Origin of the sequence: Pseudoalteromonas sp. NEC-BIFX-2020_002, from assembly GCF_013002825.1 — a bacterium.
GTDB lineage: Bacteria > Pseudomonadota > Gammaproteobacteria > Enterobacterales > Alteromonadaceae > Pseudoalteromonas > Pseudoalteromonas neustonica.
Window position 1 is genome coordinate 143320 of sequence record NZ_JABEPJ010000004.1, and the last position, 16050, is coordinate 159369.

The 16050-nt window shown below is 42.1% G+C and carries 11 protein-coding genes; 7 read left to right on the forward strand and 4 right to left on the reverse strand.

Annotated elements, in window-relative coordinates:
• Positions 1-3 precede the first annotated feature (3 nt).
• Entirely contained in the window at positions 4-1377 is a 1374-nt protein-coding gene (locus tag HJP15_RS06575) for a Gfo/Idh/MocA family protein (protein WP_054205313.1), read from the reverse strand.
• A 264-nt stretch (positions 1378-1641) separates the two neighbouring features.
• On the opposite strand from HJP15_RS06575, the gene agaR reads away from it, so the two are divergent.
• The 7 genes from agaR to HJP15_RS06610 all read left to right on the forward strand — a co-directional run bounded on the left by agaR (position 1642) and on the right by HJP15_RS06610 (position 10235).
• Complete coding sequence (gene agaR / locus HJP15_RS06580; protein ID WP_054205312.1) at positions 1642-2412, forward strand: transcriptional repressor AgaR; 771 nt, start codon at positions 1642-1644, stop codon at positions 2410-2412.
• A 44-nt stretch (positions 2413-2456) separates the two neighbouring features.
• Entirely contained in the window at positions 2457-3737 is a 1281-nt protein-coding gene (locus tag HJP15_RS06585; RefSeq protein ID WP_170173303.1) for a D-tagatose-bisphosphate aldolase, class II, non-catalytic subunit, read from the forward strand.
• A 20-nt stretch (positions 3738-3757) separates the two neighbouring features.
• Positions 3758-4894, forward strand: a complete 1137-nt coding sequence (locus tag HJP15_RS06590) for an SIS domain-containing protein (protein WP_170173304.1) — start codon at positions 3758-3760, stop codon at positions 4892-4894.
• Positions 4887-5816 (forward strand): ROK family protein, encoded by a 930-nt coding sequence (locus HJP15_RS06595; RefSeq protein ID WP_170173305.1) that lies wholly within the window; start codon positions 4887-4889, stop codon positions 5814-5816. The genes HJP15_RS06590 and HJP15_RS06595 overlap by 8 nt, the downstream gene beginning before the upstream one ends.
• On the forward strand, positions 5813-6985 hold the full coding sequence (gene nagA / locus HJP15_RS06600; RefSeq protein ID WP_170173306.1) for an N-acetylglucosamine-6-phosphate deacetylase: 1173 nt from the start codon (positions 5813-5815) through the stop codon (positions 6983-6985). The genes HJP15_RS06595 and nagA overlap by 4 nt, the downstream gene beginning before the upstream one ends.
• Before the next feature lie 156 nt (positions 6986-7141).
• Positions 7142-9226, forward strand: coding sequence for an elongation factor G (gene fusA / locus HJP15_RS06605; protein ID WP_170173307.1), 2085 nt, complete (start codon positions 7142-7144; stop codon positions 9224-9226).
• A gap of 583 nt (positions 9227-9809) precedes the next feature.
• Entirely contained in the window at positions 9810-10235 is a 426-nt protein-coding gene (locus HJP15_RS06610) for a hypothetical protein (RefSeq protein WP_054205306.1), read from the forward strand.
• Between the two features lie 72 nt (positions 10236-10307).
• On the opposite strand, the gene HJP15_RS06615 is transcribed toward HJP15_RS06610, so the two are convergent.
• The 3 genes from HJP15_RS06615 to HJP15_RS06625 all read right to left on the reverse strand — a co-directional run bounded on the left by HJP15_RS06615 (position 10308) and on the right by HJP15_RS06625 (position 16048).
• Positions 10308-13046, reverse strand: coding sequence for an ExeM/NucH family extracellular endonuclease (locus tag HJP15_RS06615; protein ID WP_054205305.1), 2739 nt, complete (start codon positions 13044-13046; stop codon positions 10308-10310).
• A 128-nt stretch (positions 13047-13174) separates the two neighbouring features.
• The gene (gene hemB / locus HJP15_RS06620; protein WP_054205304.1) at positions 13175-14182 is read right to left on the reverse strand and encodes a porphobilinogen synthase; all 1008 of its coding nucleotides are present in this window, start codon (positions 14180-14182) and stop codon (positions 13175-13177) included.
• 9 nt (positions 14183-14191) lie between these two features.
• Positions 14192-16048 (reverse strand): sensor domain-containing diguanylate cyclase, encoded by a 1857-nt coding sequence (locus tag HJP15_RS06625; protein WP_054205303.1) that lies wholly within the window; start codon positions 16046-16048, stop codon positions 14192-14194.
• Positions 16049-16050 lie beyond the last annotated feature (2 nt).

Genomic DNA, 16050 nt, shown 5'->3' on the forward strand with positions numbered 1-16050 from the left:
AAATCACGAAATAATGCCAAGTGGCTTTGCTTGCTGCCAAAGGCCGCGAGTGAAATCAGGGAAGTCCTTGCTGTTACTACGATCAGCGACAGACTCTACTGATAATGGGAAAACAGCAGACCATGCGGCTGCGTCATACACATCTTGATCAAGTGGTTCGCCGTTGCGCAGGCAAAACACAATGCGCCAAAACATTAAAAAGTCCATGCCGCCATGGCCGCCGTTACGTTCAGCCTCAGCGCCCATTTTTTGCCAGAGCGGGTGATCGTATTTGTTATACCAATCAGCCATGTCGTAATCCCACTCGTGGTAGCTTTTACTGCCACCTTGCTCAAGTGCGATCCGATTTGGAAAGCCTGCAAATGCGCCGTTAGTGCCTTGAATTAGGTTGTGACGAGAGTAAGGGCGTGGCGTGGTGGTGTCGTGTTGCACCATAATGCTACGACCTTTTACTGTTTTGATAATGCTGGTGTTCATATCACCCGCAATGTAGTTAAGCTTATTGCGGCTATGATCTGCGGGAAATTCTTTTTTAGCGTAGGCGGCGCGCCCTAATGATGGCGAGCTCATTGAGCTTATATAGTCAAAACGGTCGCCACGGTTAATATTCATATACTGGGACACTGGGCCTAAACCATGAGTTGGGTATAAATTACCATCAACAGCTGCGTGCCAAGGGGTGCGCCAAGAACCTGTTTTATGATCAATTTCTTTCATCTGCCAGCGAAGTTCATGAATGTACGCCGCTTCACCGTGCAATAACTCTCCAAAAACGCCTTGGCGAACCATATTAAGCACCATGAGCTCGTCACGGCCGTAGCAAACATTTTCTAACATCATGCAATTTTTTTGTGTGCGCTCAGAGGTATTAACAAGCTGCCATGCTTCTTCAACGGTAACGGCTGCGGGCACTTCAACAAAAGCGTGTTTACCGCTTTCCATGGTATCGACAGCCATGGGGGTGTGCCATTGCCACGGTGTTGAAATAATGACAATATCAATGTCTTGGCGTTCTAACATACGCCTATAATCGAGGTCACTTTTACCGTAGGTATCTGGTTTTTTAAAGCCTTTATCAACAACAACTTTCACAGCTCTGTCTACTACGGCTTGATGGGTGTCACAAATAGCTTTTATCTCAACGCCATCAAGATGACAAAAATGTTTTACAGCGCCAACTCCGCGTTCACCAACCCCAATAAAGCCCACTCTTACTACATCCATTTTTGGCACTGTTAAGCCAAGGGTTGAACGTCCTTGTTGCGGCGTTCTGAGTATTGATTTGGGATTTACTGTCGAAGCACAGCCTAAAGCTGCGCTTGTTGCTGCAATTGCGGCCATTGATTGTAAAAACCGTCTACGGTTGAGATCGCCCATGACATTGCCCTTATATATTTATTATTTGTGAATTCGCTTTCGTAGGCTTTTATTTGTACACCCAAGAAAACATCAAAGCAAGATAAAAATCTTTCATTTACTTTCATTTGTGGCGGTGTGTAATTTTAATTTGCATTTAAGTTGTTTTAATTCAATTGTTTGTTGTTATTTATTGTTAATAAATAAAAAATGTAAATAAATTAAATTGAAAGTAAGTGAAAGCTGAGTACAATGAATGAAAGTAAATAATGAAAGAGAGCGGGCATGCTTAACACTATCGAAAGACGTCATGAAATTGTGCAATTAGTTTGCAAGCAAGAACGCGTACAGGTTCCTGAGCTTGCTCAGCTGTTTGGCGTATCGACGGTTACTATTCGAAATGATTTAAATGAATTGGATGAAAAAGGTTTGTTGGTGCGCTCTCGCGGTGGTGCTGTGATGAGTAATCGCCTTACGCAAGAGTTGTCATTAAAAGAGAAGCATGACGCAAATCGCGGAATTAAAGAGCGGCTAGGCAAATTTGCTGCAAGCTTAATTAAAGATGGTGAATCGATCATTTTAGATTCAGGGACCACAACGGAAGAGGTCGCTAAAAATTTAACCAATCACCATGGTGTCGTGGTGATGACTAACGGGTTGAATGTCGCACATTCGCTGTTGAATGCACCATCCGTTGAAGTATTAATGACTGGTGGCACGCTACGTAAAAAATCATTGTCATTTTATGGTCGCCAAGCTGAGCAGCATTTACAGCAGTACCACTTTGATAAGTTGATTTTAGGTGTTGATGGTTTTGAAAAAGATGTGGGGATCACGACGCATTTTGAATTGGAAGCCTTATTAAACAGAGTGATGTGCGAAGTATCGCGAGAGATCATTGTTGTTACCGATTCCAGTAAATTTAACCGTAAAGGCGTGCATAAAATTATAGCCGCCAGTGAAGTAAATGTATTGATAACAGACAGTGGCATTCCAGCTGAGATTAAAACGGCCATCGAGAATGCGGGTGTACAGCTACACATAATTGACCTTTGACTTTAGTCATAACTACAAAAGATTAACCAACATAGAGGCTTGCAATGACGATATTACAGCAATTAATCGCAGCGAATAAACGCGGTGAAAAACAAGGTATTTATGCCGTGTGTTCGGCGCATCCATTGGTGCTTGAAGCCGCCATATTGCAAGCCAAGCAAGACAGCAGTTACCTACTAATAGAAGCGACTGCTAATCAGGTTAATCAATTTGGCGGTTATACCGGCATGTTGCCTACTGATTTTATAGCATTTGTTGAGCAGCTAGCGACAGAGCAGGGGTTTGCGGTCGATAAACTGATCCTAGGTGGAGATCATTTAGGCCCAGTGTGTTGGTGTGACGAGGATGCTGGATCAGCGATGCAAAAGGCTGAGCAGTTAATTGCTGGTTATGTGGCGGCAGGGTTCAAAAAAATCCACCTAGATACCAGTATGCGCTGCGCTGATGACGACGCAATTTTAGCAGATGAAACGGTGGCAATACGTGCGGCGCAGTTGTGTGCTGTGGCTGAAAAAACAGCCGTTGATACATTTGGTCACAGTGATTTGGTGTACGTGATAGGCACTGAAGTCCCCCCACCAGGTGGAGCAGATGAGCATATTGACACGCTCGCTGTTACGCAAACTGCCCATGTTGCAAGTACCTTAGCGCTGCATCACGATGCATTTTTACAGCTCGGTTTATCATCTGCATGGCAGCGTGTAGTGGGATTAGTTGTGCAGCCGGGGGTTGAATTTGATAATACCCAAGTATTTGATTACGACAGCAGTAAAGCACAGCAACTAAAACAGTACATAACAACCGTTGAAGGTATTGCCTTTGAGGCGCATTCAACGGATTACCAAACGCCGGTGGGATATCAGCAGCTAGTGAATGACCATTTCGCGATTTTAAAAGTAGGCCCTGAGCTTACATTTGCACTACGTGAAGCTTTATTTGCATTAAGCCATATTGAAGATGCGCTCATAGGTACTGAACAGTGCTCGCATTTACGCACTGTAGTTGATGCCGATATGCAGCAGTTTCCAAAAAACTGGCAGCGTTTTTATCAAGTCGAACAATCACTGCAGCAGCTATATCGCCGCTTTAGCTTTAGTGATCGTATTCGTTATTATTGGGGCCAGCAAGGCAATAAAAATGCGGTTGAAACGCTATTTAGTAACTTACAAAAACAGCCGATCCCCTTGCCTCTACTAAGCCAGTATATGCCGTTACAGTATCTAGCTGTACGTAATAAAACACTTCAGAACAACCCTAAATCTTTGGTACTTCATCACATAATGCAAGTAACCAGTCGCTACGCAGATGCGTGCTTTAAACAATAATAGACGTAAGTGAGGTAGCAATGTCGAGTTATTTAGCAATTGATGAAACGCTTTTAGAAGCTAGAAATAGTGCATGGACAGCAAAAGAAATCATGCAGCAAAGTGGCTGCTGGCGAGAAACACTCAGCTTGGTAAGTGCTGTACGCAAGCAATTAGATGCTTGGCTTGCAAATGTGTTGGATAAGCCTAATGCGCAAATAGTTTTTACTGGGGCCGGTACCTCTGCGTATGTTGGCGAGGCGGTTGTTGGTTACTTAAACCAACAGTTAGATATTCCATGTCTCAGTATTAGTAGCACCGAGCTAGTGGCTTGCCCGCAGCAGTATTTACAAAAAAATAGGCCAACGTTATTGGTCTCTTTTGCACGCTCAGGTAATAGCCCTGAAAGTGTTGCTGCTGTTGGTGTAGTGAATAACTATGTAAAACACTGTGCTCATTTATTTATTACCTGTAACCCTGATGGCGCACTGAATAAGCAAGCGGCGCAGGATGAGCACTATTTCTCGTTATTGATGCCAACACAAACACTTGACCAAAGCTTTGCAATGACCAGTAGTTTTACGTCGATGCTGGTGGCAAGCTTAGCGGTATTTAGCGATGTGGATAATGCCGTTTTAACGATGGCTGACAGTATTGATAAAAATATTCCGAGCAAGTTAACTCAATTAAAAGAGTTGGCTGAGTTGCCAATGCATCGGCTGGTGTATTTAGGGGCTGGGTCATTAAAAGGGTATGCGCAAGAATCGGCGTTAAAGCTATTGGAGTTAAGTGCAGGCCAAGTAATGGGGTATTTTGAATCTCCACTTGGTTTTCGCCATGGGCCAAAATCATTGGTTGATGACAAAACGTTAATCGTCTTATTTGGTTCAAATAATAACTATACAAAACAATATGATATTGACCTACTTAATGAGCTGCAAAGCGATAATAAAGCGATTGCAGTGCATACATTAACCTTGCCAAGTGAGGCCTCTGCTGAGCAGTTAGATGATGTCTTTAATGGCCTGTATTATATGGTGTGCGCACAAATAATATCCTTCTATAAAGCGTGGCAACTAGGTATTACGGTAGATAACCCATGTCCAACCGGTGAGGTAAACCGAGTGGTGCAAGGGGTGACTATTTATCCATTCTCACAAGGTGATATTAATGACTAAGCAGTATATTTATGGCATTGATATTGGCGGCAGTAAAATTGAACTTGCGGTATTTGACGCTTCATTAAAACAACTAGGGTCACGGCGTATTGCAACACCGCAAACGAGTTACCAAGATTTTTTAACTGCGTTAGTGGAAATGATTTCAAGTGCAGATCATAAATATCAGTGCTGTGGTGCAGTAGGTATTGGCATGCCAGGTATTATTAATGCGAACCAAGAGGTTTTATCCGCGAATGTTCCTCATGCAACAGGTCAAAATGCAGCGCAAGATTTAGCAAAATTAATAAACCGGCCTGTCGCCATTGAAAATGATTGCCGCTGTTTTGCACTTTCTGAAGCAAAAAGCACGATTGGTTTACAACATACTCGTGTGTTTGGTGCAATTATTGGTACTGGGGCCGGTGGCGGGTTATGCATTGATGGTGAGCTGTACAAAAGTGCGCAAGGTATTGCTGGCGAATATGGGCATTATTCACTTTCAGCAGTGCTACAACAAAAATACCAGTTGCCTATTTTAAAATGTGGCTGTGGTTTAACCGGATGTGTTGAAAGTTATATCGCTGGCCCCGGGTTAGCGCGAATCCATTGGCACTTTTCAGGAAAAGAACTCACCACCTTTGAAATTGTGGAAGGCTTACGAAAAGGCGATGTATTTTGTCAGCAGAGCTTTGCATGTTACTTGGATTTAATGGGGAGTACCTTTGCGGCAATCATTATGGCGTATGACCCTGAGGTAATTGTGATCGGTGGTGGTATGTCATTAGTTAACGAGCTAGTAAGTAACTTAGAAGAGGCAATAGTACCGTATGTTTTTGCTGATATTCGCGTGCCAAAAATTGTGTTAGCTGAGTTTGGTGATGCTAGCGGTGCCCGTGGCGCTGCAATTTTAGCTAAAGCGCAAGTTGGAGTATTATCATGACTGAGCCAGTCTTTTACGTTAAGGCAGAGACTATATATTGCCAAGAGACCGTACTGAAAGACCACCTAATGTTAATTGATAATGGTCGTATTAGTGACTTTACAGAAAGCCCCAAAGCGGATGTGCCAATTCATGATTACGGTGATGCTGCGATTATTCCCGGTTTAATTGATTTACACATTCATGGTCGCGAGGGCTGCGATGTCATTGATTGTAAAATGAGTAGCATTGAAACAATTTCATGCTCACTTGCAGAGCATGGAGTGACGGGGTTTTTAGCGACAACGGTAACGACTGACTGGCAACAAACCCTTAATGCGATGGCTATAATTGGCCAAGCATATACGCAGCAACCTAGTGGTGCACAGGTTTTGGGGGGGTATAGCGAAGGCTTGTTTTTTAGTGAAATACATAAAGGTGCGCATAACCAAGATTATTTTTTAGAATTATCGCAGCCGCATTTAGAAGCGATGATTAAGGCGGCCAACGGTAGCTTAAAGGTGGTGGCATTAGCACCTGAAAAACCCGGTGCCAATACGCTGATCCAATACCTTACAGCACAAGGTGTTAGAGTGATGTTAGGTCATTGTGATGCCACTTATGAACAAACGCAGCAGGCGCTTGGGCATGGTGCATGTGGTGGTGTGCATGTATTTAACGGCATGCGCGGCATTCACCATCGCGATCCAGGTTGCGCGGGGGCGGTATTAATGGATGACAATGCGCTGGTGGAGGTTATTGCTGATGGTGTGCATATTCATCCTACTATTTTAAAGTTAATTTATAGACTCAAAGGCCCGCAAAAAATCGCGTTGATCAGTGATTGTATTAATGCAGGTGGTTTAATTGATGGACAATATAAATTAGGTAAAATGGATGTTTTTGTTCACGATGGCGTGGCGAGAACGGCATCGGGCTCTTTGGCTGGTAGTACGCTAACGCTGGAACGCGCTGTTAAAAATATGCACCTATTAGGCAGCGTTGAACTACGTGAAGCGATAAATATGGCCAGTATTGTCCCTGCACAATTTCTTAATATTGAAAGCCAAGTTGGTTCTTTAGCGAGTGGTAAACAGGCTGACTTTGCTGTTTTAAAAAATGATTTCAGTATTCAAGCTACCTATGTGAAGGGTCGCCAATGCTTTTTTAGGGATGCTCAAAACGGCTAAAAAGCACGGCTTTAGTGTAGCTATTGGCTTCAAAACCCATAGAAAGTGAAATATTATAAAATTGATTGCATTTTAAGCGACATGTATGGTGATGTTCGCTATAAGTAATGCTATACTCCCGCCGAATAATTTTTCGACTTTATTAAGAGTAAAATAATGGCAGATTTATCGAAGTACAGAAACATTGGTATTTTCGCGCACGTTGATGCGGGTAAGACCACGACTACTGAGCGTATCCTAAAGCTTACTGGTCAAATCCATAAAACTGGTGAGGTTCATGATGGTGAATCAACAACTGACTTCATGGAACAAGAAGCTGAGCGCGGTATTACTATCCAGTCTGCGGCTGTAAGCTGTTTCTGGAAAGATCACCGTTTTAACGTTATCGATACTCCTGGACACGTTGACTTCACAGTTGAAGTATACCGTTCACTAAAAGTACTTGATGGCGGCATCGGTGTATTCTGTGGTTCTGGTGGTGTTGAGCCACAATCAGAAACTAACTGGCGTTATGCTAACGAATCAGAAGTTGCACGTGTTATTTTCGTAAATAAATTAGACCGTATGGGTGCTGATTTTTACCGTGTAACTGAGCAAGTACGTAAAGTACTTGGTGCAAACCCACTAATCATGACGTTACCAATCGGTATCGAAGATGAGTTTGTTGGTGTTGTAGATGTTCTAACTAAAAAAGCATACGTTTGGGATGACACTGGTCTTCCAGAGAACTACGAGATCACAGACGTTCCAGCAGACATGGTAGAGAAAACTGACGAATACTATGAAATGCTTGTTGAAACTGCTTTAGAGCAAGACGACGAACTTCTTGAAGCATACATGGAAGGTGAAGCGCCTTCTCTTGAAGATATCAAGCGTTGTATCCGTAAAGGTACTCGTGACCTTGCTTTCTTCCCTACATACTGTGGTTCTGCTTTCAAGAACAAAGGTATGCAACTAATTCTTGACGCTGTTGTTGATTACTTACCGTCTCCTACAGAAGTTGATCCTCAACCTCTTATGGATGAAGAAGGTAATGAAAATGGCGAGTTCGCAGTAGTATCTACTGATGAACCATTCAAAGCGTTAGCATTCAAAATCATGGATGACCGTTTTGGTGCATTAACATTCGTACGTATCTACTCTGGTAAACTAAATAAGGGTGACACTATCCTTAACGCGTTTACTGGTAAAACTGAGCGTGTTGGCCGTATGGTTGAGATGCAAGCAGATGACCGTAACGAATTAACTAGCGCACAAGCTGGTGACATCATTGCTATCGTAGGCATGAAAAACGTGCAAACTGGTCACACTTTATGTGATCCTAAGCACCCAGTAACACTTGAGCCAATGGTATTCCCAACTCCAGTAATCTCGATTGCTGTACAGCCTAAAGATAAAGGCGGTAATGAGAAAATGGGTGTTGCTATCGGTAAAATGGTTGCAGAAGATCCATCTTTCCAAGTTGAGACTGATGAAGATTCAGGCGAAACTATCCTTAAAGGTATGGGTGAGCTTCACTTAGATATCAAAGTTGATATCCTTAAGCGTACTTACGGCGTAGACCTTATCGTTGGTCAACCACAGGTTGCTTACCGTGAAACTATCACTCGTGAAATCGAAGATAGCTACACGCATAAGAAACAATCTGGTGGTTCTGGTCAGTTCGGTAAAATCGACTACCGCATCAAGCCAGGTGAAATTGCTTCAGGCTTCACGTTTAAATCATCAGTTGTTGGTGGTAACGTACCTAAAGAATTCTGGCCTGCAGTTGAGAAAGGCTTTAAGTCAATGATGAACGAAGGTGTTCTAGCTGGCTTCCCAGTACTTGACGTTGAAGTTGAACTTTTCGACGGTGGTTTCCATGCCGTGGATTCATCTGCAATCGCATTCGAAATCGCTGCTAAAGGCGCTTTCCGTCAGTCGATCCCTAAAGCGGGCGCACAACTTCTTGAGCCAATCATGAAAGTTGACGTGTTCACACCAGAAGATCACGTTGGTGACGTAATCGGTGACCTTAACCGTCGTCGTGGTATGATGAAAGACCAAGAAGCTGGTTTAACTGGTATCCGTATTAAAGCTGATGTTCCGTTATCAGAAATGTTCGGTTACATCGGTACACTACGTACAATGACGTCAGGTCGTGGTCAGTTCTCTATGGAGTTCTCACACTATGCACCGTGTCCACAAAGCGTAGCTGATACAGTAATCGCTGCAGAAAAAGAGAAAAAAGCTGCTAAGTAATTAGCCTTTTAAATCTTTGAAAAAACCCGCACTTGTTGCGGGTTTTTTATTGCCTAACACTAAAAATATTTAACCATTCTAGCGGGCTAAATAAAGCGCTAACAGCGTTATAAGTTTTTCATGTACGACTGCATGGATGCAGGAGGTAGAGCAATGCAGGAGCAATGGCCGAGAATAACACCATGTCAAAATTTCTGCCTTGTTATCACTGTATTTATCTTTCGCTATAAATGGCCATTAACTTAACACGATTGGTACAACTTTTTTTTGAGAAACTCTTTTTCTTGATTTTTTTTCTTCACTTGTTGATTATTGGAACTTTAGTTTAATAGTTTTTAATATGTTCAACTAAAAGGATTGAGCTAGTTCATTTTTAGAGATTCGCTTTTAAAAAAGATAATTAATTAACTTGTGGCTTATTAACGGCTTAGAATAAATACTTTAGGTCTAGGTAAAAGGTAGTGTAAATGCTCTTGTGTACCTGTTTCTATAAGGGTAAAATTCTCTTCTGATTTATAGTTTTTAACTATTAATAAAAAAGGAAACCTTCCTCAGAAGAGGGTGCAAACAAAAGAGCCTTAATATGAATATAGTAAAATTAAGTCCGAACTGGATGTTGCAAGCAATTAAAATTATTTTTGCCCTCGTTACAACATACAGTGTTGTAGCTGTAATGGATTTGAAAATAGTTACTATGGTAATTATTCCCACTTTTCTTGTGCTTACTTTGTTTAATGTAATGAAATTACGATTTTTGCATTGCTACAAAGCGGGTATTTATTATTCTGGTATTTTAGGTCGGCAATATATTAATGCGGATGAAATAACAGCCATTACTTTTAAGCGACATAGCATTATTACTGAGTTTAAAGTTCAGTTGGCATCTGGAAAGGTTGAGTCTTTCTACAATTGGCAATTTAATGAAGAGCAAATGAAGGGCATTCTGGATTTGTATGCGCGTAGTTTGGCTTGCAGTAAAAAAGAAAGCAATCAACGCTGTAATGCTTAAGTAAAGATGATGATTCTTGAGATTAAATAGACCGCTTTTTAGCGGTCTATTTCGTTATGTAGATTTAGTAAGTTACTTTTTAATACGCCTTCTTGCTAATAATGGTAAAGCGAGCAAACTTAACCAACCTAATGAGCCAGAGTTACTCTTCTTTTCATCCACTTTATCTATATTAATAAATACCAACTGTGCTGCTGATAAATTCCCGGCACTATCTTGAGCTTGTACCATTAAGGTAATTTTACGTTCAAGGTCGTAATCCAGTTCTGTAGCGAGAATAAGCTGACCTTGTGCATCAATTGTAACGGCATCATTACCTGATACAACAAAGCTAACTACAGGTGTGTATGCTTCATCTGCATCACTAAAATTAAGCGTGCCTATTACGGCACCTACCGCACTATTCTCTGCAATGCTAAAGGTTTGTTCAGGCGCTAAAACAGGCGCTTGTGGTTCTGGGATTGGCTCAACTGGTGGCTCAGATTTTATATCGATAATGACAGGATCATGATCTGATGCACGGTATGCGTTGTCTGCGTATAAGCTTGCTTGCTGTGTGTCTGATTTTGATTCGAGGTTGTAATCTAAGCTAATAGGCTCATCAGCATTGATATGCCAATCTGTCGCAGCGACTACTTTTGCAAGCAGGGTTGGGCTTGCTACAGCGTGATCTAAGCTACCTAATCGTCCTGAGAAGCTATAAGAGTAACTAAAAGTGTTGCCATTAAGTTCGGCGACAACATTCTTATACCCTTTATCAGCAAATGCGCGAATTGGATCTTCCATTGCATATGCGTTCATATCACCGACAAGGATAATATCTTCATCATCGATACCGGTAGGTTTACTGTTTAACCAGTCAGCATAAGCATTTGCACCCGCAACGCGAATTTCATTCCAGCAAGCTTGACCATCACCTAAATCAGCGTTGTTACCTTCTGCGCTACGACAGCCGCCTTTTGATTTTAAATGGGCGACAGCAACTGTAAATACTTCTTCGGTACTAAGTGATTTAAAGCTTTGCGCAATAGGCGCACGGTTACTGTAATCAAATGGTGTTTGCGTTGTTATGGCCGCAGTGCCTACTTCTTCTACTTTATTAGCGCGGTAAATTAATGCGGTAGTGATTTGATCTGTACCAATTTGATTTACAGCAAAATCAACAAAAGCGTATTGGTTTTCAGCATCTTCATCATTGAGTGCTTTAACTAGGCTGGCAATGGCGCTAAATTCACCAAAACCATCGTTTTCAATTTCCATTAAACCAATAACATCGGCTTTAAGCGCTGTAATTGCACTGACTAATTTTGCTTGTTGGCGAACAAATTCTGCTTCGTTATCTGCACCGCGACTTGTTGGAAAACCACCGCCTTGACCATCACCATTAAAGTAATTAAGTACGTTGAAGCTGGCAATACGTAAGTCGGCTTGCTCGTTTAATGCAGGTGCATCTGGGCGAGGGTTGGTAGCAATAAATGTTGGTGCAATCGTTGGGTGAAGACGGTAGCGATTAAAGCTGTAGCCCAATACTCCGGTAATCGTATTAACAGAGTCACCTAAACGTAACGTATTATAAGCATCAAGCCCAACACCCGGGTAAGCGATTGGATCGCGGTTTTGCTTCGTTGAGCCGTCATCGACTAAAATTTGTTTTTTAAGGTTCTCAGCTTCGTGGGCATTGGCTGCATCACCAGGTAAGGCAACTTGCGTACCCTGATATAGACGTTCCGTAGCGAGTTCAACTTCACCGAAACGACCTAGCGCATAGTTATTGGTGACCACTAAAGGTTGCTCTAATGTGACCAACATACCTTCAAAGGCTTCAAAATCATTCGTATCAGCAACAGGTAAAGATATTTTTGTTGCTGTAGATGTTAAGTCTGCTGCACAGACTTTAATTTGGCTAACGTCGCCAATTTGTGTTGCGTTGAAGTATTCAGCGACACTGCCCTTAACACGAACGTGATCACCCACATTAACGTCAGTAGTATTAGCGTAAATAAATACACCTTCAGAGGTCAGTGGGTTGTTGTCAATATCAGCATCAAGCGAGGTGATAAAAAAGCCATTGAGTTGATCGTCGGCCTGTAGATCCGCCGTTACAATACCTTCAAGCTCAACGATGGTATTGATCAATGGGCTTTCATCACTGGCACCTTGAATGGCGTTAATCGTAGTTTTAGCAGCGCCGCACTCTAATGGAGTAACCGGTTCTGGATCAGGGTCTGGTGTTGGTTCTGTGCTTTCGCCATGAAAACCAATGCCTGAAAAGTCATCTTTATCAAACTGCACCCATTGTGCACTTGGATCAAATTCTGCCGTGGCATCTGTACGGCCTATTGTAATACTGAGATTGCGACGCAGTGATTTATCTTTAGTGGCAACACCGCCGGCAGACCACTCTTGGCCAGGATCAACGCCTAGTTGACCAAAACTATCAACGATAGTGCCATCTTTAGTAAGTATTAAAGCATCATCACCATTAAAATAGGTAACAGTTGCTTCAATATCAGCTTTCGCTTTAAGTTCGTCTACAGAGCCTGCGTTAACAATTACATAGGTGCTATTTGCAGCTAAACTACCAGATAGGTCAAGTGTATTATTTGGACTGGTTAGATCGCCGTTCCCATTTGAATAAAGAGAGATGTTATAGCCGTTAAGAGATAATTCAGCGCCTGAGTTGTTATAAAGCTCAATAGCTTTATTGTTAGAGCCACCTTCAACATATTCTGAAATGATTAGATTAGCGGATGCTGGTGCACTGAGACTTGCAATAACAAGTGCCAGAGGTGTTATTTTTGTATTTATCATTTTATTCCCGTGTGTGTGGATCCCAATTGGGGGAACTAGTTTAGGGATTTTTTATGACAAATAAAATACAAAATGTTAATAAAATGAAAGTGAAAAGAGCGAGGGCTCACTCTTTTCAAAGGGAAAGCTTATTTTTTAAGCCACTGGGCTGCTTGTTTTGCGAAGTAGGTCAAAATACCATCAGCACCAGCACGTTTAAATGCCAGTAATGATTCCATTATGGTTGCCTCTTCAGCGAGCCAGCCGTTATCAATCGCTGCTTTGTGCATCGCGTACTCACCACTTACTTGATAAGCAAAAGTTGGCACACCAAACTCATCTTTTACGCGGCGCACAATGTCTAAATACGGCATACCAGGTTTTACCATGACCATATCAGCGCCTTCTTGCAGATCAAGGGCAACTTCACGGATAGCTTCATCTGAATTTGCAGGGTCCATTTGATAGGTTTTTTTATCTGCTCCTTTTAAATTCCCTGCTGAGCCAACTGCATCACGAAATGGGCCGTAGTAGCTAGACGCATATTTTGCAGAGTAAGCCATAATACGGGTATGAATAAAGCCATCCGCTTCGAGTGCTTCACGAATAGCGGCAATACGGCCATCCATCATGTCTGAAGGTGCAACTACATCGGCGCCAGCTTCTGCATGTGAAAGTGCTTGCTTAACAAGTATTTCAGTTGTGACATCGTTAATGACATAGCCTTCATCATCAATGATGCCGTCTTGGCCATGCACAGTGAATGGGTCAAGCGCTACATCGGTGATCACACCAAGCTCAGGGAACGCAGCTTTAAGTGCGCGTACAGTGCGTTGTGCAAGGCCATCATCGCTGTAGGCTTCTTCTGCGAGCAATGATTTTTTGTCTACAGGTGTAACGGGAAAAATGGCGACAGCAGGAATGCCTAATTCAACCAACTCTTTTGCTTCGTCTAGAAGTAAATCGATAGATAGGCGTTCAATGCCTGGCATTGACTCAATTGCTTCGCGGCGGTTCTCACCCTCAAGCACAAAGACAGGGTAAATTAAATCATTGACGCTGAGTTGATTTTCAGCCATAAGACGACGAGAAAAATCACTACGGCGCATTCTACGCATGCGTGTATAAGGGAAAAGGTCGAGACCTGATTGGGCCATTGTTTGCTCCTAGTCTAAAATTGGAAAGCTAACCACGCGATTTCTGCCACTTTGTTTTGCGTGATAAAGCGCTTTATCTGCACAATCAGTGAATAATCCCGGGTTATTTATATCTTCAGCGACGGCACAGTATACCCCCGCACTAATGGTAAATTTTATCTCTGTGCTTGCCACTTTTATCGCAGCATCCATGATTGCTTGGCGTATATTCTGCGCTATCTCAAGGGCACCATCGAGAGGTGTGTTTGGCAGTAATACAACAAATTCTTCACCACCATAGCGGGCGACTTCATCAAGCGGACGCTTTAAATGGCTTTTGATTATTTGTGCAACGGCTTGTATGGCCTGATCGCCGGTTAAATGTCCGTATGTGTCATTGATTTTTTTAAAGTGATCTATATCGAACATTATCACGCTCAGTGGGGTTTGTTCTCTGCGTGAGCGGCGTAAATCCATGACCAGTTTTTTATCGAAGTAGCGGCGGTTTTTTACTTGCGTGAGTGCATCTTCCATATTCATCTGTTCTAATGCGCGGTTTTTTTCTTCTAGCTCTCGCAGGGTAACTTGTAATTCAAAAGTACGTTCTTCTATGTTTGCTTCAAGATCTAAATGAGCCTGTTCTTGCAGCTCAATACGCTCTTGTAATAAGGCATCTTGCGCCTCGCTTTGGGCAATACGTGCTTGCTGAGAAGCAATTTGTGCATCACGTTCAATTAAAAAGTATTTAATGGTCGCAAAGCTTAAACTCAAAGCGCACACTAAAAAGCTGATAAACATGAAGGGCAGGCCGCGGGTATTAAAATCAAACAAACCAAAAACCACAATATTGAGATAAACCAGTGCGGCAAAAAATGAGATGGCACCACATAATAGGGCACTAGTTGGATGGCTGCGGCTTTGCTTTACGTCATATACGATTGCGGTGCAATGGATTAACATGATTAAAGAGCTAGCTATTAGGGTGTAACTTACTAATAAACTTGTTGGTAGTAGCCAGATAACCAGTAGGCTGCTTAATAATAAGTGATTGCTCCATCGTTGCAGAGACTGTATAGGAGACTTGTTAGATTGGCGCATGCGATTAAATAAAGGTTGGAACAAACCTGTTGTAATTATGAGCATGCAAGGAATAGCAAGTTGTTGTAAGCTCGGTATTGATGGGTGAAAATAGCGATAACCAAAGCCATACAAGTAAACGAGTTGCAACCATAAAGTAATTAATATACAGCCACTCAAGGCAAAATAGCTTTTTCGAGAAAAACCAAATAATACAAAACATGTAATAGCCAGAGATAGAACAAAACCAATTAACAACCCATACAACAGGTTAAATTTACTTTTATATTTTAGATATTCATCGTGCTGCCATACGCTAATTGGAACGCGAACACCGCCTTTAGTTTCAACCCGAAGAAATACTTCACTGCTGCTTAATGGTGGCAAGCTTAATTTAACCAGTAAAGATTCGTTCTTAATTTGGCGATTATCCAGCGGCAGTGCATCACCAATTTCTTTAAATAATAGGGTGCTACCTTTGTGATAATGAAACACAGTTACTTTATCAAGTAATGGGTTATCAATAGAGAGCAAAGCTGGTAATTCATAACTCTCAGCGTTAGTCATTATAAACTTAATCCAAACAGCGTGATTAGCAATGCCAAGGTTTAGGCTCTGTTGATTAAGTTGTTGCCATGATTTAGCGGGTAATAGTTTAGCTTGCTCAGGCGTGAGAGGCTGCTGTGTGTAAGCAAAAGAAATGTCTTGAAGGTGTTTAAAGTGTTTATCTAAAGTGATGCCTTTAGCGTGAGAAGCAACTGATATTAACAGCAGCGTAAAACCACCAAAAAACAACCAAGCACACTTCATTG

Coding starts and splice junctions, on each gene's coding strand:
- nagA (WP_170173306.1), top strand. CDS start 5,813: ATGACTGAGCCAGTCTTTTACGTTAAGGCAGAGACTATATATTGCCAA.
- HJP15_RS06595 (WP_170173305.1), top strand. CDS start 4,887: ATGACTAAGCAGTATATTTATGGCATTGATATTGGCGGCAGTAAAATT.
- HJP15_RS06615 (WP_054205305.1), bottom strand. CDS start 13,046: ATGATAAATACAAAAATAACACCTCTGGCACTTGTTATTGCAAGTCTC.
- HJP15_RS06590 (WP_170173304.1), top strand. CDS start 3,758: ATGTCGAGTTATTTAGCAATTGATGAAACGCTTTTAGAAGCTAGAAAT.
- HJP15_RS06575 (WP_054205313.1), bottom strand. CDS start 1,377: ATGGGCGATCTCAACCGTAGACGGTTTTTACAATCAATGGCCGCAATT.
- fusA (WP_170173307.1), top strand. CDS start 7,142: ATGGCAGATTTATCGAAGTACAGAAACATTGGTATTTTCGCGCACGTT.
- hemB (WP_054205304.1), bottom strand. CDS start 14,182: ATGGCCCAATCAGGTCTCGACCTTTTCCCTTATACACGCATGCGTAGA.
- agaR (WP_054205312.1), top strand. CDS start 1,642: ATGCTTAACACTATCGAAAGACGTCATGAAATTGTGCAATTAGTTTGC.
- HJP15_RS06610 (WP_054205306.1), top strand. CDS start 9,810: ATGAATATAGTAAAATTAAGTCCGAACTGGATGTTGCAAGCAATTAAA.
- HJP15_RS06585 (WP_170173303.1), top strand. CDS start 2,457: ATGACGATATTACAGCAATTAATCGCAGCGAATAAACGCGGTGAAAAA.
- HJP15_RS06625 (WP_054205303.1), bottom strand. CDS start 16,048: ATGAAGTGTGCTTGGTTGTTTTTTGGTGGTTTTACGCTGCTGTTAATA.